This is a genomic window from Psychrobacter sp. HD31, from assembly GCF_051097895.1.
GTDB lineage: Bacteria > Pseudomonadota > Gammaproteobacteria > Pseudomonadales > Moraxellaceae > Psychrobacter.
Window position 1 is genome coordinate 1988478 of record NZ_CP142525.1, and the last position, 25486, is coordinate 2013963.

At 39.6% G+C, this 25486-nt stretch carries 38 protein-coding genes; 32 read left to right on the plus strand and 6 right to left on the minus strand.

What is annotated here, in order from left to right:
• Positions 1–6: 6 nt before the first annotated feature.
• The 24 genes from rplB (at position 7) to rplQ (ending at position 11934) form a co-directional block, all read left to right on the plus strand.
• Positions 7–834 carry a 50S ribosomal protein L2 gene (gene rplB / locus VH441_RS08905; RefSeq protein WP_434353293.1) on the plus strand — a complete coding sequence of 276 codons (828 nt, stop codon included), beginning with the start codon at positions 7–9 and terminating at the stop codon, positions 832–834.
• 11 nt (positions 835–845) lie between these two features.
• Entirely contained in the window at positions 846–1118 is a 273-nt protein-coding gene (rpsS, locus tag VH441_RS08910) for a 30S ribosomal protein S19 (protein ID WP_434353294.1), read from the plus strand.
• 9 nt (positions 1119–1127) lie between these two features.
• Positions 1128–1457, plus strand: a complete 330-nt coding sequence (gene rplV / locus VH441_RS08915) for a 50S ribosomal protein L22 (protein WP_434353295.1) — start codon at positions 1128–1130, stop codon at positions 1455–1457.
• Between the two features lie 2 nt (positions 1458–1459).
• Complete coding sequence (gene rpsC / locus VH441_RS08920; RefSeq protein WP_434353296.1) at positions 1460–2182, plus strand: 30S ribosomal protein S3; 723 nt, start codon at positions 1460–1462, stop codon at positions 2180–2182.
• 5 nt (positions 2183–2187) lie between these two features.
• Positions 2188–2601, plus strand: a complete 414-nt coding sequence (gene rplP, locus VH441_RS08925; protein WP_434353297.1) for a 50S ribosomal protein L16 — start codon at positions 2188–2190, stop codon at positions 2599–2601.
• A complete protein-coding gene (rpmC, locus tag VH441_RS08930; RefSeq protein ID WP_434353298.1) occupies positions 2601–2798 on the plus strand; it encodes a 50S ribosomal protein L29 in 198 nt (65 codons plus the stop codon). The genes rplP and rpmC overlap by 1 nt, the downstream gene beginning before the upstream one ends.
• Positions 2795–3061 carry a 30S ribosomal protein S17 gene (rpsQ, locus tag VH441_RS08935; RefSeq protein ID WP_434353299.1) on the plus strand — a complete coding sequence of 89 codons (267 nt, stop codon included), beginning with the start codon at positions 2795–2797 and terminating at the stop codon, positions 3059–3061. Before rpmC ends, rpsQ begins: the two co-directional genes overlap by 4 nt.
• Before the next feature lie 117 nt (positions 3062–3178).
• Entirely contained in the window at positions 3179–3547 is a 369-nt protein-coding gene (gene rplN / locus VH441_RS08940; RefSeq protein ID WP_434353300.1) for a 50S ribosomal protein L14, read from the plus strand.
• An 8-nt stretch (positions 3548–3555) separates the two neighbouring features.
• Positions 3556–3876 (plus strand): 50S ribosomal protein L24, encoded by a 321-nt coding sequence (gene rplX, locus VH441_RS08945; protein ID WP_434353301.1) that lies wholly within the window; start codon positions 3556–3558, stop codon positions 3874–3876.
• Between the two features lie 18 nt (positions 3877–3894).
• Entirely contained in the window at positions 3895–4431 is a 537-nt protein-coding gene (rplE, locus tag VH441_RS08950) for a 50S ribosomal protein L5 (protein ID WP_434353302.1), read from the plus strand.
• An 11-nt stretch (positions 4432–4442) separates the two neighbouring features.
• On the plus strand, positions 4443–4748 hold the full coding sequence (rpsN, locus tag VH441_RS08955) for a 30S ribosomal protein S14 (protein WP_434353303.1): 306 nt from the start codon (positions 4443–4445) through the stop codon (positions 4746–4748).
• Between the two features lie 12 nt (positions 4749–4760).
• Positions 4761–5159: a 30S ribosomal protein S8 gene (gene rpsH, locus VH441_RS08960; protein ID WP_434353304.1), complete on the plus strand. Its 399-nt coding sequence runs from the start codon at positions 4761–4763 to the stop codon at positions 5157–5159.
• A gap of 173 nt (positions 5160–5332) precedes the next feature.
• A complete protein-coding gene (rplF, locus tag VH441_RS08965; protein ID WP_434353305.1) occupies positions 5333–5866 on the plus strand; it encodes a 50S ribosomal protein L6 in 534 nt (177 codons plus the stop codon).
• Between the two features lie 15 nt (positions 5867–5881).
• Positions 5882–6232 carry a 50S ribosomal protein L18 gene (rplR, locus tag VH441_RS08970; protein ID WP_434353306.1) on the plus strand — a complete coding sequence of 117 codons (351 nt, stop codon included), beginning with the start codon at positions 5882–5884 and terminating at the stop codon, positions 6230–6232.
• Between the two features lie 2 nt (positions 6233–6234).
• Complete coding sequence (rpsE, locus tag VH441_RS08975) at positions 6235–6732, plus strand: 30S ribosomal protein S5 (RefSeq protein ID WP_434353307.1); 498 nt, start codon at positions 6235–6237, stop codon at positions 6730–6732.
• 19 nt (positions 6733–6751) lie between these two features.
• The gene (gene rpmD / locus VH441_RS08980; RefSeq protein ID WP_434353308.1) at positions 6752–6931 is read left to right on the plus strand and encodes a 50S ribosomal protein L30; all 180 of its coding nucleotides are present in this window, start codon (positions 6752–6754) and stop codon (positions 6929–6931) included.
• The gene (gene rplO / locus VH441_RS08985) at positions 6931–7386 is read left to right on the plus strand and encodes a 50S ribosomal protein L15 (protein WP_434353309.1); all 456 of its coding nucleotides are present in this window, start codon (positions 6931–6933) and stop codon (positions 7384–7386) included. Before rpmD ends, rplO begins: the two co-directional genes overlap by 1 nt.
• A gap of 22 nt (positions 7387–7408) precedes the next feature.
• Positions 7409–8722: a preprotein translocase subunit SecY gene (secY, locus tag VH441_RS08990; protein ID WP_434354391.1), complete on the plus strand. Its 1314-nt coding sequence runs from the start codon at positions 7409–7411 to the stop codon at positions 8720–8722.
• A 66-nt stretch (positions 8723–8788) separates the two neighbouring features.
• Positions 8789–8905: a 50S ribosomal protein L36 gene (rpmJ, locus tag VH441_RS08995; protein ID WP_434353310.1), complete on the plus strand. Its 117-nt coding sequence runs from the start codon at positions 8789–8791 to the stop codon at positions 8903–8905.
• A 183-nt stretch (positions 8906–9088) separates the two neighbouring features.
• Positions 9089–9442 (plus strand): 30S ribosomal protein S13, encoded by a 354-nt coding sequence (rpsM, locus tag VH441_RS09000; protein WP_434353311.1) that lies wholly within the window; start codon positions 9089–9091, stop codon positions 9440–9442.
• 25 nt (positions 9443–9467) lie between these two features.
• The gene (gene rpsK, locus VH441_RS09005) at positions 9468–9860 is read left to right on the plus strand and encodes a 30S ribosomal protein S11 (protein WP_434353312.1); all 393 of its coding nucleotides are present in this window, start codon (positions 9468–9470) and stop codon (positions 9858–9860) included.
• Between the two features lie 20 nt (positions 9861–9880).
• Entirely contained in the window at positions 9881–10522 is a 642-nt protein-coding gene (gene rpsD / locus VH441_RS09010) for a 30S ribosomal protein S4 (protein WP_434353313.1), read from the plus strand.
• A gap of 27 nt (positions 10523–10549) precedes the next feature.
• Positions 10550–11557, plus strand: coding sequence for a DNA-directed RNA polymerase subunit alpha (locus VH441_RS09015; RefSeq protein WP_434353314.1), 1008 nt, complete (start codon positions 10550–10552; stop codon positions 11555–11557).
• A gap of 17 nt (positions 11558–11574) precedes the next feature.
• Positions 11575–11934, plus strand: coding sequence for a 50S ribosomal protein L17 (gene rplQ, locus VH441_RS09020; RefSeq protein ID WP_434353315.1), 360 nt, complete (start codon positions 11575–11577; stop codon positions 11932–11934).
• A gap of 114 nt (positions 11935–12048) precedes the next feature.
• On the opposite strand, the gene VH441_RS09025 is transcribed toward rplQ, so the two are convergent.
• Positions 12049–12669, minus strand: a complete 621-nt coding sequence (locus VH441_RS09025) for an L-threonylcarbamoyladenylate synthase (RefSeq protein ID WP_434353316.1) — start codon at positions 12667–12669, stop codon at positions 12049–12051.
• A 28-nt stretch (positions 12670–12697) separates the two neighbouring features.
• Complete coding sequence (locus VH441_RS09030; protein WP_434354392.1) at positions 12698–13309, minus strand: elongation factor P hydroxylase; 612 nt, start codon at positions 13307–13309, stop codon at positions 12698–12700.
• Between the two features lie 318 nt (positions 13310–13627).
• On the opposite strand from VH441_RS09030, the gene VH441_RS09035 reads away from it, so the two are divergent.
• The 5 genes from VH441_RS09035 to ispH all read left to right on the plus strand — a co-directional run bounded on the left by VH441_RS09035 (position 13628) and on the right by ispH (position 17629).
• Positions 13628–14164 (plus strand): YceD family protein, encoded by a 537-nt coding sequence (locus tag VH441_RS09035; protein ID WP_434353317.1) that lies wholly within the window; start codon positions 13628–13630, stop codon positions 14162–14164.
• 207 nt (positions 14165–14371) lie between these two features.
• Positions 14372–14554 carry a 50S ribosomal protein L32 gene (gene rpmF, locus VH441_RS09040; protein ID WP_434353318.1) on the plus strand — a complete coding sequence of 61 codons (183 nt, stop codon included), beginning with the start codon at positions 14372–14374 and terminating at the stop codon, positions 14552–14554.
• A gap of 242 nt (positions 14555–14796) precedes the next feature.
• The gene (gene fabD, locus VH441_RS09045; RefSeq protein WP_434353319.1) at positions 14797–15768 is read left to right on the plus strand and encodes an ACP S-malonyltransferase; all 972 of its coding nucleotides are present in this window, start codon (positions 14797–14799) and stop codon (positions 15766–15768) included.
• Entirely contained in the window at positions 15765–16502 is a 738-nt protein-coding gene (fabG, locus tag VH441_RS09050; protein ID WP_434353320.1) for a 3-oxoacyl-ACP reductase FabG, read from the plus strand. The genes fabD and fabG overlap by 4 nt, the downstream gene beginning before the upstream one ends.
• Before the next feature lie 170 nt (positions 16503–16672).
• Complete coding sequence (gene ispH / locus VH441_RS09055) at positions 16673–17629, plus strand: 4-hydroxy-3-methylbut-2-enyl diphosphate reductase (protein ID WP_434353321.1); 957 nt, start codon at positions 16673–16675, stop codon at positions 17627–17629.
• Between the two features lie 95 nt (positions 17630–17724).
• Here ispH and VH441_RS09060 read toward each other — a convergent pair whose 3' ends face one another.
• Positions 17725–19662: an oleate hydratase gene (locus tag VH441_RS09060; protein ID WP_434353322.1), complete on the minus strand. Its 1938-nt coding sequence runs from the start codon at positions 19660–19662 to the stop codon at positions 17725–17727.
• Between the two features lie 270 nt (positions 19663–19932).
• On the opposite strand from VH441_RS09060, the gene htpG reads away from it, so the two are divergent.
• Positions 19933–21882 (plus strand): molecular chaperone HtpG, encoded by a 1950-nt coding sequence (gene htpG / locus VH441_RS09065; protein ID WP_434353323.1) that lies wholly within the window; start codon positions 19933–19935, stop codon positions 21880–21882.
• A gap of 62 nt (positions 21883–21944) precedes the next feature.
• On the opposite strand, the gene VH441_RS09070 is transcribed toward htpG, so the two are convergent.
• Positions 21945–22640, minus strand: a complete 696-nt coding sequence (locus tag VH441_RS09070) for a hypothetical protein (protein ID WP_434353324.1) — start codon at positions 22638–22640, stop codon at positions 21945–21947.
• Between the two features lie 170 nt (positions 22641–22810).
• Positions 22811–23005, minus strand: coding sequence for a hypothetical protein (locus tag VH441_RS09075; protein WP_434353325.1), 195 nt, complete (start codon positions 23003–23005; stop codon positions 22811–22813).
• Positions 23006–23281: 276 nt separating this feature from the next.
• Between VH441_RS09075 and VH441_RS09080 the strand changes: the two genes are divergently transcribed.
• Together VH441_RS09080 and VH441_RS09085 are read left to right on the plus strand one after the other, a co-directional pair.
• On the plus strand, positions 23282–23566 hold the full coding sequence (locus VH441_RS09080) for a DUF3817 domain-containing protein (protein ID WP_434353326.1): 285 nt from the start codon (positions 23282–23284) through the stop codon (positions 23564–23566).
• 43 nt (positions 23567–23609) lie between these two features.
• Complete coding sequence (locus tag VH441_RS09085; RefSeq protein WP_434353327.1) at positions 23610–24101, plus strand: protein disulfide oxidoreductase; 492 nt, start codon at positions 23610–23612, stop codon at positions 24099–24101.
• Positions 24102–24232: 131 nt separating this feature from the next.
• On the opposite strand, the gene rocD is transcribed toward VH441_RS09085, so the two are convergent.
• A complete protein-coding gene (gene rocD, locus VH441_RS09090) occupies positions 24233–25465 on the minus strand; it encodes an ornithine--oxo-acid transaminase (RefSeq protein ID WP_434353328.1) in 1233 nt (410 codons plus the stop codon).
• Between the last annotated feature and the right edge of the window lie 21 nt (positions 25466–25486).

Genomic DNA, 25486 nt, shown 5'->3' on the forward strand with positions numbered 1-25486 from the left:
AATATCATGCCTATCGTAAAAGCTAAGCCTACATCACCAGGTCGCCGTTTTGTTGAAAAAGTGGTGCATCCACACCTTTACAAAGGTCGTCCATATGCTCCACTTGTTGAATCAAAAGGCAAGTCTGGTGGTCGTAACAACAACGGACGTATCACAACACGTCACATCGGTGGTGGTCATAAGCAACACTATCGTGTTATCGATTTTAAACGTACTAAAGATGGTATTCCAGCGACAGTAGAACGCATTGAATATGATCCAAACCGTACTGCGCACATTGCTCTGCTTAAATATGCAGATGGTGAGCGTCGCTATATCATCGCACCTAAAAAATTAAGTGTTGGTGATAAAGTACAGTCAGGTGAAGGTTCTCCAATCCGTCCAGGTAACTGCTTACCACTGAAAAACATTCCAGTTGGTACAGTTGTGCATAACATTGAACTTAAAATTGGCAAGGGTGCACAAGTCGCACGCTCTGCTGGTGCAGCAGTTCAACTGTTAGGTCGTGATGGTATTTACGCTATTTTGCGTCTTCGCTCTGGTGAAACTCGCCGTGTTCACGTAAATTGTCGTGCAGTTATCGGTGAAGTATCTAATACAGAACATAACCTAAGATCACTTGGTAAAGCAGGTGCATCTCGTTGGCGTGGTGTTCGTCCTACCGTTCGCGGTACTGCGATGAACCCGATTGATCACCCACACGGTGGTGGTGAAGGTCGTAACTTCGGTAAACACCCAACAAGCCCATGGGGTCAGAAAGCTAAGGGTCTTAAGACTCGTAAGAATAAGCGTACTGACAAAATGATCATTCGTCGCCGTCGTGCCAAGAAATAAGGAATAATTTCATGCCTCGTTCATTGAAAAAAGGTCCATTCATCGATGCACATTTATATGCGAAAGTTGAAAATGCGTTAGATACTAACTCACGCAAACCAATTAAAACTTGGTCTCGTCGCTCGATGATTTTACCGCAAATGGTCGGCTTAACCATTTCTGTTCATAATGGTCGTACTCATGTACCTATTATCATTAACGAACAAATGGTTGGTCATAAATTAGGTGAATTTGCCCCAACCCGTACTTATCGCGGTCACGGCATTGACAAAAAAGCTAAATAGGTGCTCACTATGGAAGTAACTGCAAAACTACGCGGTGCCGCCATTTCGGCACAAAAAGTTAGACTTGTCGCTGACGAAGTTCGTGGCAAATCAGTAGAACGTGCTTTAGACATCTTAACTTTTAGCAACCAAAAAGGTGCTAAGTTTGTTAAGAAATGCCTAGATTCAGCAATTGCAAATGCTGAGCACAACAATGGTTTGGATATTGATAATTTAAAAGTATCTACTATCTATGTTGATGAAGGTATTACTTTAAAGCGTATCTTACCACGTGCAAAAGGTCGTGCTGACCGTATCAGCAAGCGTACCTGTCACATTACTGTTAAGGTAGGAGAATAATCATGGGTCAAAAAGTACATCCAATTGGTATCCGTTTAGGTGTTGTTAAAAAACACAACGCTAACTGGTATGCAGATCCTAAAAAATATTCTGAATACCTAATTAACGATTTACAAGTTCGTGACTTTTTACGTAAAGAACTTGATAACGCTATGGTTAGCGGTATCACTATCGAACGCCCAACAGGCGCAGCTAAGATTACTATCGCAACAGCTCGCCCAGGTATTATCATTGGTAAGAAAGGTGAAGACATTGAAAAGCTTCAGAAAAAACTTACTAAGTTGATGGGTGTTCCTGCACAAGTTAACATTCAGGAAATTACATCACCTGACTTAGATGCTCGTCTAGTTGCAGACGGTATCGCAAGCCAGTTAGAGCGTCGTGTTATGTTCCGCCGTGCTATGAAACGTGCGATTCAAAACACTATGCGTGCTGGTGGTCAAGGTATTAAGGTAGAGCTATCTGGTCGTCTTGGCGGCGCTGAAATTGCTCGTACTGAATGGGATCGTGAAGGTCGTGTTCCACTACATACTTTACGTGCTGATATTGATTATGCATCAGTACGTGCCGAAACTACTTATGGTACTATCGGTGTTAAAGTATGGATCTTCCGTGGTGAAATCTTAGATGGTATGAATACTGCATACAATCCTGTTAAGGAAGAAAAATCACGTGCGCCAAAACGCCGTGGTCGTGGTAACCGTCGTAACTCAGACAGAGGTTAAACATTATGTTACAGCCAAAACGTACCAAATTTCGCAAAATGCATAAAGGGCGTAACACTGGGTTAGCTCACCGTGGTAGCTCTGTATCATTTGGCGAATATGGCTTAAAATCAGTTGGCCGTGGTCGTATGACTGCACGCCAAATCGAAGCAGCTCGTCGTACTATTACTCGTCGCGTTAAGCGTGGTGGTAAAATCTGGATCCGTGTGTTCCCAGACAAACCAATTACTGCTAAACCACTAGAAGTACGTATGGGTAAAGGTAAAGGTCCAGTCGAGTACTGGGTAGCCGAAATCAAGCCTGGCAAGATGCTTTATGAAATCGAGGGTGTTAGCGAAGAGTTAGCGCGTGAGGCATTCACGTTAGCTGCTGCTAAGCTACCATTCAAAACTACCATTGTTAAGCGGACGATAATGTAATGAAGATCAGTGAATTACGTGAAAAATCAGTAGAAGAACTGACCCAATTGCTAGATGAAAAGCAATTATCAGCATTTCAGCTTCGTATGGCGAAGGCAACTGGTCAGTTAGGTAACACGCATGAAGTCAAAAGCAACCGTCGCACGATTGCTCAAATTAAGACTTTGATTAATGAAAAACAGCGAGGCGACTCATGAGTGAAAATAATCAAGAGATTGGCGTCGTAACGGGTAAAGTCGTTAGCAACAAGATGGACAAGTCTATCACTGTGCTAGTAGAGCGACAAATCCGTCACCCAATGTACGGTAAACAAATCCGTCGTTCGACTAAAATTAAAGCGCACGACGAAAACAATGTTTGCCAACAAGGTGATATCGTACGCATTAAAGAAACTCGTCCTATCTCAAAAACTAAAGCATATACTTTAGTAGATGTAGTAGAGACAGCGGTTAAGATTTAGAAAATTGCAATAAAAACTAATTGGTGCTATAATGTGCGCCCTTTAGAGGAGCTGTGTTTATCGCAAGCACAGTTTCAATTTTTTTAGTTTTTATTGCTTATTTATTGGAGTAACGCGATGATTCAGACTGAAACAATGCTGGAAGTTGCAGACAACAGCGGTGCAAGACGTGTTCAGTGCATTAAAGTACTAGGCGGTTCTCATCGTCGTTATGCATCGGTAGGCGATATTATCAAAGTAACTGTTAAGGAAGCAATTCCACGTGGCAAAGTCAAAAAAGGCGATGTTATGAATGCAGTTGTTGTACGTACCAAAAAAGGCACTCGTCGTGCTGATGGCTCAGTACTACGTTTTGATGATAACGCAGCTGTATTGTTAAACACTAACAATGCACCGATTGCAACTCGTATTTTTGGACCAGTGACTCGTGAACTACGTGGTGATCAATTTATGAAAATTGTTTCACTTGCACCTGAAGTACTGTGAGGTAAAACATGGCTAAATTACGAAAAGGCGATACTGTTGTTGTAATTGCTGGTAAAGATAAAGGCAAGCAAGGTACAGTTCTAGCAGTAAAAGGCGACAGAATTAAAGTTGAAGGCATTTCAATCGTTAAGAAACACCAAAAGGCTAATCAAATGACCGGCCAAGAAGGTGGTATTATCGAGCAAGAAGCATTCATCAATATTTCGAATGTTGCAATTTTTAACGAAAAAACCCAAAAAGCTGACCGTGTTGGTTATCAGATTGACGAAAATGGCACAAAAACACGTGTTTATCGTTCAACTGGTGAAGCAGTGGCGACAGCTCAATAAACCTTAAGGGTATTAGTGATGGCAAGATTAAAATCTTTATATGATGATAAGCTAAAGCAGCAAATTCAAGCAGAGCTTGGCTTACAAAATGTGATGGAAGTACCAAAGATTACTAAAATCACAATTAACATGGGTGTAGGCGGTGCAGCGCAGGACAAAAAAGTTCTTGAAGGTGCATTGGCAGACATGACAGTAATCGCTGGTCAAAAACCAGTGGTAACAAAAGCTCGTAAATCTGTTGCAGGCTTTAAAATCCGTGAAGAGTGGCCAATTGGCTGTAAAGTAACTTTACGTGGTGAGCGTATGTACGAATTTTTAGATCGTCTAATCGCTATTGCAATTCCTCGTATTCGTGACTTCCGTGGTTTTTCTCCAAAGTCTTTCGATGGTCGTGGTAACTACTCGCTAGGTATCAAAGAACAAATCGTATTCCCTGAAGTGGATTATGATAAAATCGATCAGTTACGTGGTCTTGATGTAACCATCACTACAAATGCTAAAAATGACGACCAAGGTCGTGCATTGCTTAAGGCATTTGGATTCCCATTTAAATAAGGTATAGAGTTATGGCTAAAAAGAGCATGATTAATCGCGAATTAAAGCGCGAAAAAACTGTAGCTAAGTATGCAAAAAAACGTGCAGAGCTAAAAGCTGTTATCAGTGATGCAAATGCTAGCGATGAAGATCGTATGGATGCAATGCTTGAACTACAAGCATTGCCACGTAACGCTTCTCCAGTACGTTTGCGTAACCGTTGTGGTGTAACAGGTCGTCCACATGGATACTTCCGCAAGTTTGGCTTGTCACGTAATGTTATCCGTGAACGTGTAATGCAAGGTGATGTACCTGGCGTTCGTAAATCAAGCTGGTAAGGAGCAAATTTTATGAGTATGCAAGATACTGTAGCAGATATGCTAACTCGTATTCGCAACGCACAAATGGCTAAAAAAGCAACTGTTGCTATGCCAAGTTCGAAGTTGCGTAAGTCGATTGCTGACTTATTAGTTAGCGAAGGTTATTTGGCAAGTGCTGAAGTAGTTGAGGGCGAGAAAGGTAAAAACACACTTTCTATCGAACTTAGATACTTTGAAGGTAAGCCAGTTATTGAAACACTAAAACGTTATAGCCGTCCAGGTTTGCGTCAGTACCGTGGCAAGGATGAAATTCCTAGTGTACGCCAAGGTATGGGTGTTACAATTGTATCAACAAGTCAAGGTATTATGAGCGACCGTGCTGCACGTGCTGCAGGTATTGGTGGCGAAATTATCGCATTTGTTGCATAAAAAAGTTTTTAAAAAAGCTAGGTAATGTATTCACTACCTAGCTTTTTGTGTTATAATATAATGCTAACCCTTTTGGGTTAGTTTTTTTATTGCCTTAATGTTTTATAAATTTTTTATATGTTTATTGATTACTAAGGCTCTAGTTTTAATTTCTATCAATTAAGGAATTTCCTATGTCTCGTGTGGCTAAAGCCCCAGTAACACTACCAAGTGGTACCAGTGTTACTTTGAACGATCGGCAGGTCGAAGTTAAAGGCAAAAACGGTAACATGTCTTTACGCCTGCATGATTTGGTCGAGCTAAAGCAGGAAGATAGTCAAGTTGTACTATCACCTGTATCAGATACAAAAGAAGCGTGGATGCACACAGGTACTGTTCGTGCATTGCTTAACAACATAGTTGTTGGTGTAACTGAAGGCTTTGAAAAGAAACTTGAACTGATTGGTGTTGGTTATAAAGCTCAAGTAGCTGGTAGCAAAGTAACGCTTAACCTAGGTTACTCTCACCCAATCGAATACACTTTACCAGAAGGTGTAAGTGCAGAAACACCAACCCAAACTGAAATTGTGCTTAAATCAAGCGACAAGCAAAAGTTGGGTCAGGCAGCAGCAAATATCCGTGGCTTCCGTCCACCAGAACCTTATAAAGGTAAAGGTGTGCGTTACAGCGATGAGTATGTTGCCCGTAAAGAAGCTAAGAAGAAATAAAAAAGGTGAGCAACTATGTTTGATAAAAAAGAAGCTCGTCTGCGTCGAGCTAAAAAAACCCGCGCACATATTCGTAATCTTGGTGCACATCGTTTGGTTGTTAACAGAACACCTAAACATATTTACGCACAAGTTATTTCACCAACAGGCGGTGAAGTACTTGCACAAGCATCTACATTAGATGTAAGTCTACGTTCTGGCGCAACAGGTAACGTAGATGCAGCAACATCAGTTGGTGCTATGATCGCTGAACGTGCTAAGTCAGCAGGTGTTACTAAAGTAGCATTTGATCGTAGCGGTTTTAAATATCATGGTCGTGTAAAAGCGTTAGCTGAAGCTGCACGTGAAAATGGATTGGAGTTTTAATCATGGCGAATGTTGAACAAACAGACGGTTTAGTAGAACGCTTGGTTTCAGTTGGCCGTGTTTCTAAAGTTGTTAAAGGTGGTCGTATTTTCTCGTTCACTGCTTTAACAGTAGTTGGTGACGGTAATGGTCGAGTTGGTTTTGGTCGTGGTAAAGCACGCGAAGTACCAGCTGCTATCCAAAAAGCACTAGAAGCTGCTAAACGTAATATGATCACTGTTGATCTTGATGGTACTACACTACAACACCCAATTAATGCCCGTCATGGTGCATCACGTGTTTACATGCAGCCTGCATCTGAAGGTACTGGTGTAATTGCTGGTGGTGCGATGCGTGCAGTACTTGAAGTTGCTGGCGTTGAAAACGTACTAGCTAAGTGCTACGGCTCAACAAATGAAGCAAACGTTGTACAAGCAACATTTAATGGCTTGCGTGACATGTCATCTCCAGAAAAGATGGCTGCAAAACGTGGCAAAACTGTAGAAGAAATTTTGGGTTAATCAGGAGTAGGTGAGTACTATGAAAACAATGAAAGTCACTCAAACTAAATCGGGTGCCCATCGCCAACAAAGCCACAAGGCATGCCTTAAAGGTTTAGGTTTGCGTCGTATCGGTCATACGGTAGAAGTAGAAGATACCCCTTCAACTCGTGGTATGGTAAATCGCATCAACTACATGGTAAAAGTGGAGGAAGCGTAATGGGTCTTAAATTAAACGAATTATCACCTGCTGAAGGTTCTAAGAAAAAAGCATTCCGCCGTGGTCGTGGTATCGGTTCTGGCCTAGGCAAAACTGGTGGTCGTGGTGTTAAAGGTCAAAAGTCACGTAGTGGCTCAAGCATTCCTGCAGGTTTTGAAGGCGGTCAGATGCCAATCTACCGTCGTTTGCCTAAGTTTGGTTTTACCAGCAAAATGGCAATGACAACTGCAGAAGTACGCTTGTCTGAACTAAATAAAGTAGAAGGTGATGTAGTTAGTGTAGAAACACTAAAAGCTGCTAACATCATCCGTCATGATATGAAACGTGTACGCGTTATCTTATCTGGCGAAGAAGCCTTTAAAGAAGCTGGTAAAGCATACACTTTTAAAGGTGTTAAAGTAACTAAAGGTGCTAAAGAAGCAATCGAAGCTGCTGGTGGCAGCATCGAGGAGTAATATAAAAGTGGCAAAACAATCAATGACTGCTAGTGGTATTCCATTAAATCCCATCGCATTTATTCGTAAATATGATGAGTTGTGGAGTAGAGTGCTTTTTTTATTAGGAGCATTGGTTGTTTATCGCTTTGGCTCACACATCCCAGTACCAGGGGTTGACCCGAGTGCACTTTCTGACTTTTTTAAAGGAAACTCTGGCACATTACTTGGGATGTTTAACATGTTTTCTGGTGGTGCATTAGAGCGTATGTCGATTATGGCGCTTGGCATCATGCCTTATATTTCGGCCAGTATCATTGTACAAATGATGTCAGCAGTCATCCCTTCTTTAGAAGCACTAAAAAAAGAAGGCGAGGCGGGTAGAAGACAGTTAAATAAATATACACGTCAAGGTACATTAGCCTTGGCGCTTGTGCAGGCTGTTGTAATGAGTAGAGGGCTATTAGTTGGTCAAGATCTAGCCATTACATCAGGTCTTACGTTTTATATCCCAGCGGTTACATCATTAGTTGCAGGCGCAATGTTTTTGATGTGGTTGGGAGAACAAATTACTGAGCGTGGTGTTGGTAACGGTATTTCTATGCTGATGGTAATCAGTATTATATCAAGTATGCCAATGATGTTTTCTCAAGCCATTGATATGGCAAAAGAGGGCAAACTAATCGCGGTATTTATTGTTATTGTTTTGGCAACCGCTGTTACAGCTGGTATTGTTTTAATTGAGCGCGCTCAAAGACGTGTCCCAGTTAATTATGCGCAAAAACAGCAACAAGGGCGTAAAGTTTATGCACAGCAGCAATCACATTTGCCTCTTAAAATTAATATGGCAGGTGTGATTCCAGCAATTTTTGCAAGTTCATTGTTGTTGGTACCTGCAAGTATGAGTCAATGGGTAGGGCAATCGGCAAACCCTAGCATTTTTCAAAATATATTACAGAATATTGCGCTTGTATTGTCACCAGGTCAGCCACTTTATTTGGTTGTTTTTGGGGCAATGATTATATTCTTCTGTTATTTTTATACTGCCTTGGTATTTAGCCCAAGGGAAGTAGCCGAAAATTTAAAACGTAGTGGTGCTTATGTTCCTGGCATTCGTCCTGGACAACAAACAGAACGTTACTTAGACCATGTACTTAATCGTTTAACCTTTATTGGTGCGATGTATATGACGGTTATTTGTTTGATGCCGATGATAATGCAAAATGCAGCTGGTCTAAGTTTTGCATTGGGTGGTACCTCACTATTGATTGTTATTGTGGTTATGATGGACTTTATCTCACAGGTGCAAGCACATTTAATGACGCACCAATATCAAGATAAAACCTTAATCCAGTAAACTATTTTAAATTATAATTTAGCTACTAAGTATTTAGTAACTTTTTTCCGATAATTGGAGTATGAAATGAAAGTTCAAGCATCAGTAAAAAAGATTTGCGGCAGCTGTAAGATTGTTCGTCGTAAAGGTCGTGTTCATGTGATTTGTAGCTCTGAGCCACGTCACAAGCAACGCCAAGGTTAATTTTTAATCTAGTACTTGAAATTCAAGGGCGGATGAGGTATCATCCGCTTCTTGTCGTAGTTTGCCTCTATACTTAATGCTTAAATCAGTTGTTGATTTAATACATTACTAGGGCAAACATCAACATAACTAAATGGGTTTTACAATTGTTGTAATAACTTGTTTTTTAATGGAGAGAAACCAATGGCTCGTATTGCCGGCGTAAACATCCCGGATAACAAACATGCTGTTATTTCACTAACTTATATTTTTGGTATTGGTCGTACTACTGCAAAGCAAATCCTTGCAGCAGTTAACATTGAACCAACTACTAAAATCAGTGAGTTAGATGATACTCAGCTAGATGCTGTCCGTGCACAAGTTGCAAACTATACGACAGAAGGTGACCTTCGTCGTGAAGTTTCAATGAATATCAAACGCTTAGTTGATTTGGGTTGCTACCGTGGTCTTCGTCACCGCCGTGGTTTGCCAGTTAATGGTCAGCGTACAAAAACGAATGCTCGTACTCGCAAGGGTCCACTAAGAGCAATTAAATAAACAAATTAATTTAGGAAGCTAAAAGATGGCAAAAGACACTCGTAGTCGCAAAAAAGCGTCTCGTCGTTCTGTATCAGAGGGCGTAGCCCATATCCATGCGTCTTTTAATAACACCATTGTTACTATTACCGATCGTCAAGGTAATGCTTTGGCTTGGGCCACCTCAGGTGGACAAGGCTTCCGTGGTTCACGTAAATCAACGCCATTTGCTGCACAGGTTGCGGCAGAAGTTGCTGGCAAAGCTGCTCAGGAACAATATGGCTTGAAGAACATTGACGTTCTGGTTAAAGGTCCAGGACCTGGTCGTGAGTCTGCGGTAAGAGCTTTAGGTGCATTGGGTTATAAAGTGAACAGCATTACAGATGTGACACCAATCCCACACAATGGTACTCGCCCGCCGAAGAAGCGTCGAGTTTAAGACACTAAGGAGACTCTATTATGGCCCGTTATATTGGTCCTAAACTCAAGTTATCACGTCGTGAAGGTACCGACTTACAATTAAAGTCTGGTGTTAAACCATTTGATGTGAAAACTAAAAAAGCTGATCGTGCTCCTGGCCAGCATGGTAACAGCAGAGCAAAAACTTCAGAATATGCTCAACAGTTGCGTGAGAAGCAAAAAGTAAAACGTATGTACGGTGTACTTGAGCGTCAATTCTCAAACTACTATAAAGAAGCAGCCCGCATGCGTGGTGCAACAGGTGAAAACCTATTGACTATGCTTGAACGTCGTTTAGATAACGTTGTTTATCGTATGGGCTTTGGTTCTACACGTGCAGAAGCTCGTCAGCTAGTTAGCCATAAAGCAGTTATGGTTAAAAAAGCAGGACGTGATGAATTTGTTCGTGTGAACATTCCATCAATTCAACTTCAAGATGGTGACGTTGTTGCTATCCATGAAAAAGCAAAAGAACAACTACGTATTAAAAATGCTATCGAACTAGCAACACAACGTGGTATTGCTGAATGGTTAGAAGTTGATCACAGTAAATTGCAAGGTACTTTCAAACAAGCTCCTGATCGCGTGGATCTTCCAGCAGAAATCAATGAGAGTTTGATTGTTGAGCTTTACTCTAAATAATTAATTTTATCATTCGAGGTGACATTTATGATGCTACATGCAACTGAGTTTCTTACGCCTAACGCTATTAACGTTGAGACAGTAAATGAAACTAATGCAAAAGTCACGCTCGAGCCGTTAGAACGCGGCTTTGGGCATACACTTGGTAATGCCTTACGCCGTATCTTACTATCTTCTTTGCCTGGTGCAGCTGTTATTGAAGCTGAAATCGAAGGTGTTGATCATGAGTATTCAACACTAGAAGGTTTGCAAGAAGATGTACTTGATTTGCTACTTAACTTAAAATCGCTAGCGATTACTCTACACGACACCCATGAAGTCTTCTTAACTTTAGATAAAAAAGGTGCCGGTACGGTAACAGCAGCAGATATCGATTTACCACATAATGTTGAAATCATGAACCCTGAGCTTGTACTTGGTACACTTAGTGATCGTGGTCATCTTAAGATGAAACTGCGTGTGGCAATGGGTCGTGGTTATGAGCCAGCAAATCAACGTAGCGAAGATGGGGATACAAAAGCGATTGGTCGTCTTAAATTAGACGCAAGCTACAGCCCAGTTGTCCGTGTTGCTTATCAAGTAGAAAATGCGCGTGTTGAACAGCGTACTGACCTTGATAAACTGATTATTGATCTTGAAACCAACGGTACAATTGATCCTGAAGAAGCAATTCGCAAGTCTGCAACTATTTTGCAGCAGCAAATTGCTATTTTTGTGGACTTAGAAGCTGAACAAGCCCCAGAACCTGTTGCGGAAAAAGAAGAGATTGACCCTGCGTTATTACGTCCAGTGGATGATCTTGAACTAACGGTTCGCTCAGCAAACTGTTTGAAAGCTGAAAATATTTATTATATCGGTGATTTGGTACAACGCACAGAAACTGAGCTGTTGAAAACACCAAACTTAGGTAAAAAATCGCTAACTGAAATTAAAGATGTGCTTGCGGCACAAGATTTAGAGTTAGGTATGCGACTAGAAAACTGGCCACCATCAGACCTACGTGTTGATGACCGTTTTTCGTACCGTAGCCGTTAAACACAAGGATTATAACCATGCGACATCGCAAAAGTGGAAAGAAGCTGGGTCGTACCAGCAGCCATCGCAAGGCAATGTTCCAAAACATGACTAACTCATTGTTTGAGCATGAGTTGATCAAAACAACTTTGCCTAAAGCAAAAGAGCTACGCCGTGTAGCAGAGCCATTAATTACATTGGCAAAAGAAGACAGCGTTGCAAACCGTCGTCTTGCTTTTAGCCGTATGCGTAACAAAGATATGGTTGGTAAACTATTTGGTGAACTTGGTCCTCGTTACCAAACTCGCCCAGGTGGTTACTTACGTATTATCAAGTGTGGTCACCGTGATGGTGATAACGCGCCTATGGCTTATGTAGAATTAGTTGATCGTGACTAATTTATAATATGCCTAAAAAAGACCTTAGTTAACTAACTAAGGTCTTTTTTTATAGGCATATTTTAGGTTAATCACTAAAAAAGAATAGATTGTTTTTTATAAACTTTGAGATTATTAAAAGATAATGCTCTCTGGATTTATAGCACCAGTCCTTATTAATTTGGCTTCGCTATCTGATAAGTCGATAATAGTGGTTAACTTAGTGGTCCTGATACCAGCGTTAACCAACATATCAGCTTGGTTGAATAGCAACTCTTCAATTTCAAAAGGATCATCTAAGACGGTATCATGCTCAGGTAAAATCAGTGTGCTTGTTAAAATAGGCTCGCCCATTTGTTGTAAAATAGCTTGGGCAATTGGGTTACTGGGCACACGTATTCCAATGGTCTTCTTTTTTGGGTGTGCTAATTTTTTTGGCAAATCTTTGGTTGCGGCTAAAATAAAGGTAATAGGATTGGGTGTGTTTGCTTTTAAAATTTTGTACTGTTGATTACTGACAGTCGCAAATTTTGCAATCTCACTTAAGTCATGGCACATCAAAGCAAATTGATGTTTGTCTTCTAATTGGCGGATTTGTTTTAATTTGTTTAATGCCTGCTTTGAGCCAATTTTACAGGCAAAAGCATAGCTGGTGTCTGTAGGGTAGATGACAAGTTTATCCTGAGTTAGTGCCTCGGCAACCTGCTGTATTAGGCGTGGTTGTGGGTTGTCTGGGTGTATGTAGAGGGTTTGCATTGTTATTCCTTAACTTTTAATATATTGTTTATTGTAGGCAAGTTTTTACCAATGTAATTAATAGGAGCTGTGCGTCTTTTGGTAGTATTGATGGCTGGGTTAAATAGTCATGAACTTGGTTATAAACATCTTGTTCAAAAGTACTGTTACTGGTATCAAAATTGGCAAATAAATTATCTTGCGATACTCTAAAAAATCGCCCACATGCTAAAGTTAGCAGACACTCAATGGCTTGCGGTTTTATTTCTACTTTTTCAAAGTTTTTTTGTTGTTCTTCGCTGCGGCCATCGGGTGCGTACCAATAGCCAAAATCATTCAAAGTACGTCTTTGTTTGCCAGCAATGCACCAGTGACTTATTTCATGCAATGCGCTGGCAAAAAAGCCGTGTGCAAACACAATCTTGGCAGGTTCATTAACAGTTGCCGGAAAGTATTCTGGCTCATCGATACCATCTTTGAATTCACCACGTACCAAAATGGTATTATGATGAGTAAATAATCGATTAAATAAAGTGATAAGCCATTCTGTTAGCAGGTGCTCTTTTGACGCATCATTTAGGCTGGTATCATTTATTTTTTGCCAATTGTCTTTATATCGTTCAATATCGTCATTTAGTAATAACGGTTGTATTTGTAATATCTTTTGCCATAACTTGGGGGCGTTGTGATAAGTGATTTTTTCGAATAAAGAATTTGTCATCACGATGAAAACTTAGCAGCTTATGATTAAAAAAATAAATTTAACTCAACAGACATAAATTGTATCATACTAGATTATAATTATATGAATTATATGAATTATATGAATTATATGAATTATATGAATTATATGAATTATATGAATTATATGAATTATATGACTTATATGACTTATATGACTTATATGATATGTGCCGCATAGTTTTATGTTAGAATTCGGCGGTTTAACCACGCCGATAAAGGGGAATGGGTGCCAATAATGACAGATTCAATTAGTACAGAGTTAATAAAAAAAATTGACTTAAGTAAGTGGTCAGAGCAAGAGTTTAAATGGTCTGGTAACTTGTCAATTAACTATTTTACAAGAATATGTGCCGAACTCTTGGATAAACCGCATGATGACTTAAAGTTTGATTGTCAGCTTAAAAGAGTAAGCAATGTGTTATGGCTAACCTTTAATGCAGATGGTACCTTTTGGCTGGAGTGTCAACGTTGTTTGCAACCGGTAGCAATACAGTTGAACAAGTCGCATGAAATCGCTTTGTTAGAGGCAGAATCACAAGTGAGTGCCTTGGATGAAGATGATGACTACTTAATGCTTGATGAATTAGTTGCCATGGATCAAAAAAAACAACTGCTAGATTTATCGATGTTAATTGAAGATGAATTGTTGCTTGATTTACCCATCGCACCAAAACATGTAGATTGTGAAATGGCAGTGAAACAAGTAGGCGAAATCATTGAAGAAGAGCCAGAGAATCCTTTTGCAGCGCTTGCAGGGTTAAAATCGCATTAATTAATCGCTTGGTGCAATCATATAAAATGATGTTAGAAGATAAAAATTAAGTTTTATCAAAGATTTTACTTTATTATTTTTAATTTTATGCGTATAATTGCGAGTTTGTTATATATTGAACTCAAGTTAAAGACATTATACCCGCATACTTTGGGTGTTAGCCCTTAAGTTCATACCCAAAGTTAATTGAAGCACAGGAGTTATCTCATGGCTGTTCAGCAAAGTCGTAAAAGTCGTTCACGTCGTGACATGCGTCGTTCACATCATCAAATGCCAGTTGCAGAGTTGAGTTTAGATTCAACCACTGGTGAAAAACACCGTCGTCACCACATGACCAAAGATGGTTTCTATCGCGGCCGTCAGTTATTTAAAGTTAGTCAAGAAGACTAATTTAAAAGTTTAGGTTAGTATTGCGTTTAGCAAGTTCTTTTTTTACAATGGCAAAAGCAAAATAGTCATTAACTTGCAATCTCAAACTAATTAAAAACAAAACTAAAAACCAAGTTATGATGCTTAATTTAAATTACTGTATTCAGTAAAAATTAGCGACATAGCTTGGTTTTTTATTTATGATGTATAATATTGATTAGTCGATAAACTTAATTAGCGCATTATTTTAATGAGTAACATTTATGGATAGCACAAAAGTCGGCTTGGATGATAAGCCAAATAAAAGAATCGCCATCGTATTCCCTGGTCAGGGCTCACAAAATGTCGGGATGTTAACCGAGCTGAGTGAAGAATACCCCATTATTACACAAACATTTACTGAGGCAAGTAATGCCCTTGGGTTTGATTTGTGGGAAGTTTGCCAAGATGAGCAACAGTTAAACCAAACCGAATATACGCAACCTGCCTTGCTAACGGCAAGTGTTGCTTTATGGCGGGTTTTAAAAGATCAAGTTGAGCAACCTGTTTTTATGGCAGGGCATTCGTTAGGTGAATTTAGTGCGTTATGTGCTTCAGGTGCAATTTCACTTGCAGATGCAGTGGTGCTGGTACATAAACGTGGTAAGCTGATGCAAGAAGCGGTTGCAAATCAGGAAACGATGATGGCAGCTGTGTTAGGCTTAGAAGACGAACAAGTGTTAAGCCTTTGTGAACAAATTAGAGAATTGGATGAAGCCGCCAGTGTGAATCCTGCTAATTTTAATAGCCCAGGCCAAGTGGTGATTGCTGGCAATAAAACTGGGGTTGAACAGGTTGTTGAACAAGTTAAAAACAATCTTGGTAAAAAAGCGATTCCGTTAAAGGTGAGTGTGCCTTCACACTGTGAGCTGATGCAGCCTGCCAGTGAAGCACTACAAGCAGAGCTGAATCGTGTCAAAATTAACGAGCCATTGATTCCAGTTATCCAAAACAGGCATGCGCGAGTTGAAAAAACTATGCCAAATATTAAGCAAGCACTTGTTGAACAGTTAAGTAACCCGGTACAGTGGGCAAAAACGATAGAAGAGCTAGCCGCAAAGCAAGTTGAACTCTTGATTGAAGTGGGCAGTGGTAACGTTTTGACTAACTTAACAAAACGTCAAAAAAACGTTATTCCAGCTTATCCTACCGACAGACCAGAGCGATTACAAAAATTATTTGAGGAGTTATCATGAGCCGTACAATTACACTTGTTAGTGGGGCAAGCCGAGGGATTGGCAAAGCAATTGCAAAGCGTTTTGCAAAAGAAGGTCATTTTGTGATTGGTACTGCAACGTCAGAGGCGGGTGTTGAATCAATTGAAACCTATCTAAATGATATCTCTGATTCTGCGGGTATTGGTCGTGTTCTTGATGTTTGTGATCAAGAGCAAATTGAAAGACTATTTGAAGAAATTGAAAGTGTTTATGGCAATGTGCAGGTATTGGTTAATAACGCAGGCATTGCGAAAGATGGTTTATTAATGCGCATGAGTGATGATGATTGGTCTAGCGTCATTGATACAAACATGACTTCTGTATATCGTATGAGCAAAAGAGCCGTGCGAGGAATGATGAAGGCACGTCGTGGTCGTATTATCAACATCACATCAGTGATTGCTCAAATGGGTAATGCTGGGCAAGCAAACTATGCGGCTAGTAAAGCTGGTACCGAAGGATTTACACGCACACTAGCACGTGAGGTTGGTTCTCGTCATATTACTGTCAATGCAGTTGCACCAGGGTTTATCGAAACAGACATGACCGATGAATTAGATGAACGTTTGGTTAACTCCATGCTTGATGCCGTGCCATTGGGGCGTTTAGGACAACCAGAAGACATTGCAGCGGCAGTGAGCTTTTTAGCAGGTGATGAAGCAAGCTATATTACAGGTAGTGTGCTAGCGGTTAACGGTGGTATGTACATGTAGTGGTACATAAGAATAAATCTTCTATTTATTGTCATATTTTTTATAGTTCCCACCATGGTGCGCTTGTCGAACCATGGTGGGAACTTTATAATATCTGAACGACCAACACTCAGTTACCGAGCAGCATAAAAAGGTAATTGCAATACAAACTATTGAATGGATAAAAAACCATGCAAATTCTTTTGGCTAACCCTCGTGGCTTTTGCGCAGGCGTTGATAGAGCCATTGCCATTGTTAATGAAGCATTAGCTCGTTTTGAACCACCAATTTATGTGCGTCATGAAGTGGTGCATAATAAATTTGTGGTCTCTGATCTTGCTAATAGAGGGGCGGTATTTGTAGAAGAGCTGGATGAAGTACCAGATGGTTCTATTGTTATTTTTTCGGCACATGGGGTATCTAACGCGGTAGAAGAAGAAGCCAAACGTCGAGACTTAACGGTATTTGATGCCACTTGCCCATTAGTGACCAGAGTACACATGCAAGTGTTAAAATTTGCGCGTCAGGGGATTGATGCTATTTTAATTGGGCATGAAGGACACCCAGAAGTTGTAGGGACAATGGGGCGTTATGACACCAGTTTTGGTGGAAAAATTCATCTAGTAGAAGACGAAAAAGACGTTGCCAACTTAGAAATAGTGAATCCAAGTAACCTTGCGTTTGTAACTCAGACCACACTATCTATGGATGATACGGCTGTGGTTGTGGATGCTTTAAAAAACAAATATCCAGAGGTAAATAGCCCTCGTAAAGATGACATTTGTTATGCGACTCAAAATAGGCAAGATGCTGTTAAAGACTTAGCCGAGCAATGTGAGGTGGTTTTGGTCGTTGGCTCACCCAACTCGTCAAACTCAAACCGATTACGTGAACTTGCCGAACGCATGGGCTGTCAGGCATTCTTAGTAGACAATGCCGCTGAAATGGATAAAGACTGGTTTGTTGGCGTGACTCAAGTGGGCGTCACTGCTGGTGCTTCTGCTCCAGAAGTTTTGATTCAAGAGGTGCTGGATCAACTACAGGCATGGGGTGGTGACTTGCCAAAAGATTTAGATGGTATTGAAGAAACCGTGACTTTTAAATTACCAAAAGAGCTCAGAATACCCGTTACAGAAGTTAAAGCCTAGTATTTTTTAATTAGGAAAATATCAAAAAAACCGTTCGTTATTTTTAAATAAACAAACGTAAATAAACGAACGGTTTTTTGCTAATTATTGATTAGTTATTGCTTATGCCATAAGTGTTTTAGTTGCTCCCAGTGCTCTGTAAGGTTGGATAAAAGAGAGGCTTGTTCACTTGTGCTTTCGGTTTTTTGAAGCTCTGGTAAAATATGTTCATAATAAGTCCCTTTAAGTAGTTTGCGTAAAACAGCCGCCCCCATAATTGGTTCGCCATCATTTAATGCCGATGCTCCTTTTAGCATATGGCGAATGTCATATTGTAAAGGTGCAATATCAGGTACTTGTTTATTGATGCCAAGCAATTTGTAAACAGCAATGCGTGAAGTGCGTACCGAAGTTTCCATAGTAAACACCACGTCATTATGAGTTTCTACAAACTGTCCCACCAATCCTAAGTTTTTGCAGCCTGCAGGCACAACCTCAGGGCGGTCACCCATTGCTCTTGGCATAAACATAGACGTAATATACGGCATATAAGCGGTGCGAGTGATGGTATTGCTCAGTATATCGTCCAGTTTGTCTGTTAAACCAAGATGATGACAGAGTTCTGTCACAATTTCATTGCCTGTGCATTTTGGCATGGTTTTGTGTACGACATTACCTGTTTTATCCATAAACAAGGCATATACCCAAACCACCAGCGTATCACTTGGTTGATTTGGGAAGTGGGGTTGACGGTTGCAGGTAAAGCTCATTAACCAGTTAGAATCGGTAATGGTAATAATACCACCTGTAACTGTTTTACCAGAGTAGGGATCATTAACAGATAAGGTTTTGAGTTTATCAACGAGCGCCGATGGTTTACAGGTCAAGGTTGCAGACATCCAAGATGATTTGTCGACATGGCTATTAAACTTAGTTGGGTTACCAAATATTGGCGATTTTTTTGCTAAGTTATTCCATATTTGCCAGCCTTGTGATTGTCCAATCGCGTTGTTGCTGGACTTTTTAAAATCAAGGTTAGGCGCGGTGTTGCTATCGCCATAGCGTGTGTCTTCGGTCATTGAGCCTGTTGTCACAATGACAAAATCATCTTGACGAATGGGGATGTTAATATCTGTACCATTTTGGGTAGAGATAATATTGGTGACCGTTTTACTCGCGTCTTCGTTGATATCTAAATCGGTAACAATCGTATCAAACTGAATGTTAACACCAAGGGCTGTTAAATGGTTGCGGAGTGGGATGATATAGGTATCATATTGATTATATTTGGGAAATGCCAAAGATGACATGTCATTAAGACCATCCAGCGCGTGTAAAAAACGGTGCATGTATAGCTTGCATTCTAATAAGCTATGCCAGTTTTCAAACGCAAACATGGTGCGCCAAAATGTCCAAAAGTTGCTGTCTAAAAAATCTTGGCTAAAGTAGTCTTCGATGGTTAAATCATCTAAATCTTCTTTGCGTTTTAGTAATAAATGCATAATGGCAAGTTGGTCTTTCTTTTTTAAACCAAACTTGCTGAAGTCTTTTACTTCACCTTGGTTGTGAATGAGACGAGCGATAGAGTAATTAGAATCGGCATCATTAATCAAGCGGTACTCATCTAATACGCTATAGCCTTCTGGCATTTCTAAAGCAGGTATGTCCTGGAACATGTCCCACAAATTTTCATAGGTGAAGTCCATCTCTCGTCCACCACGAACCATATATCCATCGGTTGCATTGCCCTGACCATCCATTGAACCACCAGTGATGGACAACTGCTCTAAAAATGTGATGTTACTGGCAGGGATTTTACCATCGCGGATAAAATAATAGGCTGCTGATAAACCGGCAATACCACTCCCAATAATGTAGACCTTACTCTCTTTAAATTTGTTATTTGGTAAACCGATATTGCGCTGGTAATTACCAATCTGATCGGGGAGAGGGTAGCTGTTACCAGGTTGATTGTTAACTCGGGTATTACTGGCATCTGGTTGTACACAAAAGTTGTTTGGGTTGTTATTTGAGTTGTTGTTTGGTTTTTTCATAATAGCCTCTGTTGTTGTTTCTATGGGAGGATCTATCATCATTATTGCATGATAAGTTTTAGTACCGAAATATTTTTATAAACTGATTATTCATTCTATTTTTAAAGGTGTTTTTGTATTTTTCCTAGAGGGAATCTAATTTCTTAATAGGATGATTTGTTACAGTATTAAAGTTTTTTTATGACTTGAAAAACCTGTGCACAGTCCTTATTTGATTAAGTAATCGAATTTTATTAACGATAAAACTTAAAAAAATAGGAGTCAGTATTTATGGCAACCCAACATCAATTTGAAGCTGAAGTTGCTCAGCTACTAAAGCTTGTTACCCACTCACTGTATTCAAATGCAGATATTTTTGTACGTGAATTGGTCTCAAATGCCTCTGATGCTTGCGACAAGCTACGTTTTGAAGGCAACACCGATGACAGTTTGTTTGAAGGTGATAGTGAGTTAAAAATTCGCTTAGACATTGATAGCGATGCAAAAACCATTACCATTGCTGATAATGGCATCGGCATGAATGAGGCAGACGTCATTGACAACCTAGGTACGATTGCAAAGTCAGGTACAAAAGCATTCTTAGAGCAATTATCAGAAGATAAAAAACAAGATGGTAACCTAATCGGTCAATTCGGTGTTGGTTTCTATTCTGGATTTATCGTTGCTGACCAAATCACAGTAGAAACTCGCAAAGCTGGCGAAGCTTCAGACCAAGGCGTACGTTGGGTATCTGATGGTACTGGCGCTTATACCACTGAAAGCATCGAAAAGGCAGAGCGTGGCACAACCATCACATTGCATTTAAAAGAGGAGTACAATGGTGACTCTGATAACGAAGACAGTGCAGAGCAAAACTACCTAGACCGTGCGAAATTAAAGCGTTTGGTTAATAAATATTCTGACCACATCAGTTTGCCGATTCAAATGCGTAAAGAAGTATGGCAAGAAGAGGTTAAAGAAGAAGGTGATGATTCAGATACGCCAGCAGGTGGCGAATATGTCATTACCGATGAATGGGAAACCATAAACCAAGCCACTGCGCTATGGACGAAGTCAACCAGTGACATCGAAGATGAAGAATATCAAGAATTCTACAAAAACATCTCTAACGACTACAATGAGCCATTGGCATGGACGCACAACCGTGTTGAAGGTCGTGTACAATTTACTCAGTTGTTATATATTCCAAAGAAAGCACCATTTGACCTATACGCTCGTGAGCAACAACATGGTTTAAAACTGTATGTTAAACGTGTGTTTATTATGGATGACGCTGAGCAGCTATTGCCAATGTATCTGCGTTTTGTTAAGGGTGTAATTGATTCAGCTGACCTACCACTAAACGTTAGCCGTGAGCTATTGCAAGAAAGCCGTGATGTGAAGTCTATCCGTGAAGGTAACTCTCGCCGTGTGTTGACCTTGTTAGCCAGCCTTGCGAATAGTGAAGACAGTGACAAGCAAGCCAAGTTTGCTGAGTTTTATGCAGAATTTGGTGATGTGGTTAAAGAAGGCTTGGGCGAAGATATGAAAAACCAAGCTCGTATTGCCAAGCTACTTCGTTATGCAACCAATACCAATGATGGACTAGAAACAGGCTTTGCGGACTACAAAGAACGCATGATTGACGGGCAAAAAGCCATCTACTATCTCACAGCAGATAATCTAACAGCTGCTAAAAACAGTCCACAACTTGAGATGTTTAAGAAAAAAGGCATCGAAGTTATCTTAATGACCAGCCGTGTAGACGAATGGGCAATGAACTTCTTACATGAGTTTGATGGCACGCCACTGCAAAATATCGCTAAAGGGGCGGTAGACTTAAGTGATTTGACGGATGATGCTGAAAAAGAAGAAGCAGAAAAAGCTGCTGACACTATGAAGCCAGTGGTTGATAAACTAAAATCTGCTCTTGGTGAACGTGCGAGTGATGTTAAAGTGTCTAACCGTTTGGTAGACAGTCCAGCTTGTTTGGTCGTTGGTGATGGTGAGATGACCCCACAAATGATTCAGATGCTTAAGCAAATGGGACAAGATGTACCAGATGTTAAACCAACGCTTGAGGTTAACCCAACTCACCCATTGATTCAAAAGCTTGAAAGCAGTGAACAGTTTGATGACTTAGCTCAAGTTATCTTTGACCAAGCATTGATTGCTGATGGTGGTCAACTGGATGACCCAGCTGGGTATATTAAGCGAGTGAATGAGCTATTGATGAAGTAGTTTTGATAGAGTTGTTTAAAAATAAAAAACCAAGCTTTAAAGCTTGGTTTTTTCATGAGTTATTACTGAATTTTTACTTTAAATTCATCATTTGTCAAAGTAGATAATGCTGGAATGAACTTTTCCATACAAGTGTCAATAACCTCACTCTTTAAGTTTGCTACTTTTTGATAGTTATTTGCTTTCCACTCTTCTAATGGCAGCTCTTCAGATCGATATTCACAATAGATATGTCGTTTCCTTATTACTTCTTGATTACCAAACAAACCTTTCTGAATAGAGTTTTCATCACGAGACAGTTTTGCACCAAACGTTAATTGATAATTCGTATTACCATTAACATAAACAATTTTCCATAAAGGGGTAGCATTAGATAAAATAATCGGAGAAAGGTATTCATCAAGTTTTTTATCTTGTGATTCTAGCCTCTTTTTTAAAGATGAATTGATATCGTAGATAGGGTTTTCTAAGACGGAGGTATCATTGGTATCAATAATTTTTTTACCAATTAAATCATCTTTTGTAAAAGTGCTTGCACTGCCAGTACCAACCAGAAAGTTTAGTACTTGACCTACAGCGGCACTGCTACGTTGCCCTTTCGTTACGATAGTTAGATCGCTTAATCGATGGTCAGTTTCAAATTTAAAAGTGTTTGCATAATTAATTACAGGTTTGATATCAGATTTTGGGGTCGTTACACAGCCTGAAACTGTTGATAAAAGAAAAACTGTTGAAGTTATTAGAAGAATTTTTTTCATATAAAATGCCTTATTTATTGGTGATATAAATTAGTATTAAGGGTATCATATTAATTTTGCGTTTCAAAATATCCACGTTTCAATACCGATATGTAAGTAGCTTTTAAAACATTGAAACAAACTACTTCTTGTAACTTTTTGACTTTATAAATAAAAATCGTATTTTTAGTTTAAAATTGAATAGGTTTCTTAATTGTAAAGTCAGTTCCTACTAAATTGCGAAAAATCATTAAAAATGAATTCTTAGGCGCATTATAGTTATCAACGACCTTCATCGCATGGATAAAGTGCTCATATTTAGTTGGTAAGAAATGTGCCAAATCAAATCCATTTTCTACAATTAGTATTTTTCTAGTTCCGCTCATGATATACAGTTGCCTAATGACTTTAAATTACTTTATCCTACAAGAATCTCTTTGAGATGTCACTTAGAAAAAGATAGAGATTAAAGGAAACTAAAGATCAATAAACATATTTTAATTTATTACATGCTGTGAAATAATTTTTGTAATAAAATACATTTTAAACCAAATGGTTATCTAATAAAATCAAACTACTTTTACTGAGTATCGATACATATCATTTGGTGTTTGGCAATATGATATACTTTCATTTCATTAATCCAGAAAAAACGAGAAAAAATGACAAAACCAAATTTACCCCTACTAAAATGGGCAGCATTATTTGAAGGCAGTTCATTACTGCTACTTATTTTTATCGCAATGCCACTAAAGTACATGGCTGCAATACCCACAGCGGTAAAAATAGTAGGACCAATTCATGGTTTTTTATTCTTAAGCTTTGTGGCAATCATCTTATCTTATATGCTGAAACGAAAATTGGCTGCCACAACAACTTTAATTGGCTTGGTGTCTGCCTTTATTCCATTTGGTAGTTTTGTTTTTAAAGCAAAGTACCTGCAATAACCATCATAAAAGCTTTGTAAACTAATTGATAAAGGGTTTTAACTTGTTAAAATTTATCACCACCGCCTTAAAATATCTTGTTCTCATCTTTGTTGTTTATACCGCTATCAATTGGTGGCGACAGCCAGTGATGCCGGCTAATCCACAACTGCAATTAACTGACTATCAAGGGCAAACCATAGATTTAGCCAAAATGAGTGAGCAACAACCGACCCTCGTTTATTTTTGGGGTAGCTGGTGTGGTATGTGTAATGTTAGCTCGCCAAAAGTTAATGCGTTAAGTGAGCAAGGTTATCCCGTTGTTACTATTGCCGTTAGCTCTGGTACAGATCAGGCATTGGCTCAATACATGAATGAGCATGGCTATACCTTTAAGCTGATTAATGATAATGATGGTGAAATTTTTACAAATTGGCAAGGGCAAGTCACACCCTCTTATGTGGTGTTAAAAAATGGGGAAATGCAACAAGGATTAACGGGTATCCAGCCTGTATGGTCATTAAAGCTTAGGTTATGGCTAAGTCAATATTTATAACATATTTATAAAATCTGCTTTCTTTTTTAGACAAACATAAAAAGATAGGGTAGACACTGATAATTAGCGCTTTTAAAAAAGCGGGTTGCTTAAGGTGTTAAGCAACCCGCTTTGTTTGTTTTTGGATAGGGCTATTTTGCAAACGCTGCAACCGTTTTACTGATGATGTCAATACACTCAGCTAATTGCGCTTTTGTAATCACCAAAGGTGGTGCAAAACGGATGATGTTGCCATGGGTAGGTTTAGCCAGTAAACCGTTTTCTTTTAAGGCAACGCACAAGTTCCATGCCGTGTCACTGTCTTCCGTATCGTTAATTACCAATGCATTTAACAAGCCTTTACCACGTACTAGCGTCAAAATGTCATATTGGTCTACCAGCTTTTGCATTTCGGCTCTAAATATTGTGCCAAGTTCTTCGGCGTTTTCTGCCAAATTTTCATCTTTAACGACTTGTAGGGCAGTCATGGCAACCGCAACACCAAGTGGGTTACCACCATAGGTTGAGCCATGTTGTCCTGATTTAATCACATCCATAATGTCATCGGTTGTTAAAACAGCAGATACTGGATAAGCACCGCCAGATAGTGCTTTGCCTAAAATTAAGATATCAGGTTTTACGTTTTCGTGGTCTAGTGCTAATAGCTTGCCTGTACGCGCAACACCTGTTTGAATCTCATCGCCCAAAAAAAGTACGTTGTATTTTTCGCACAAGGCTTTTGCTTTTGCAAGGTAGCCGCTTGAAGGCACATAAACACCTGCTTCACCTTGTATTGGTTCTACCAAAAAGCCTGCGACTTTATCATTATTTTTTAAGGTTTCTTCTAGTGCTTGCAAGTTGTCGTATTCAACTTTAATAAAGCCTGCGGTGTAAGGACCAAAGTTTTTGCGGGCATTTTCATCATTAGAAAAAGAGATAATTGTGGTAGTACGACCATGAAAGTTGTTTTCACAGACAATAAGTTGGGCTTCATTTTCTGCAATGCCTTTTTTCTCGTACGCCCACTTTCGGCAAACTTTAATGGCGGTTTCTACCGCTTCTGCGCCTGTGTTCATTGGTAAAAGTTTGTCAAAGCCAAAGTAGTCGCAGGCAAACTTTTCAAACTCGCCCAGTTTGTCGCTATAAAAAGCGCGTGAGGTTAGAGTAAGCGTTTGTGCTTGTTTAGTAAGGGTATCTATGATTTTTGGATGGCAATGACCTTGGTTTACGGCAGAATAGGCTGATAAAAAATCGTAGTATTCATTGCCTTCTACATCCCATACTTTCACGCCTTCACCTTTTGTTAAAACAACGGGTAGTGGGTGATAGTTATGTGCGCCGTATTTGTTTTCTAGGTCGATATAGTATTGTGAGTTGTTTGTCATAATTTGTATCCAAATATAAAT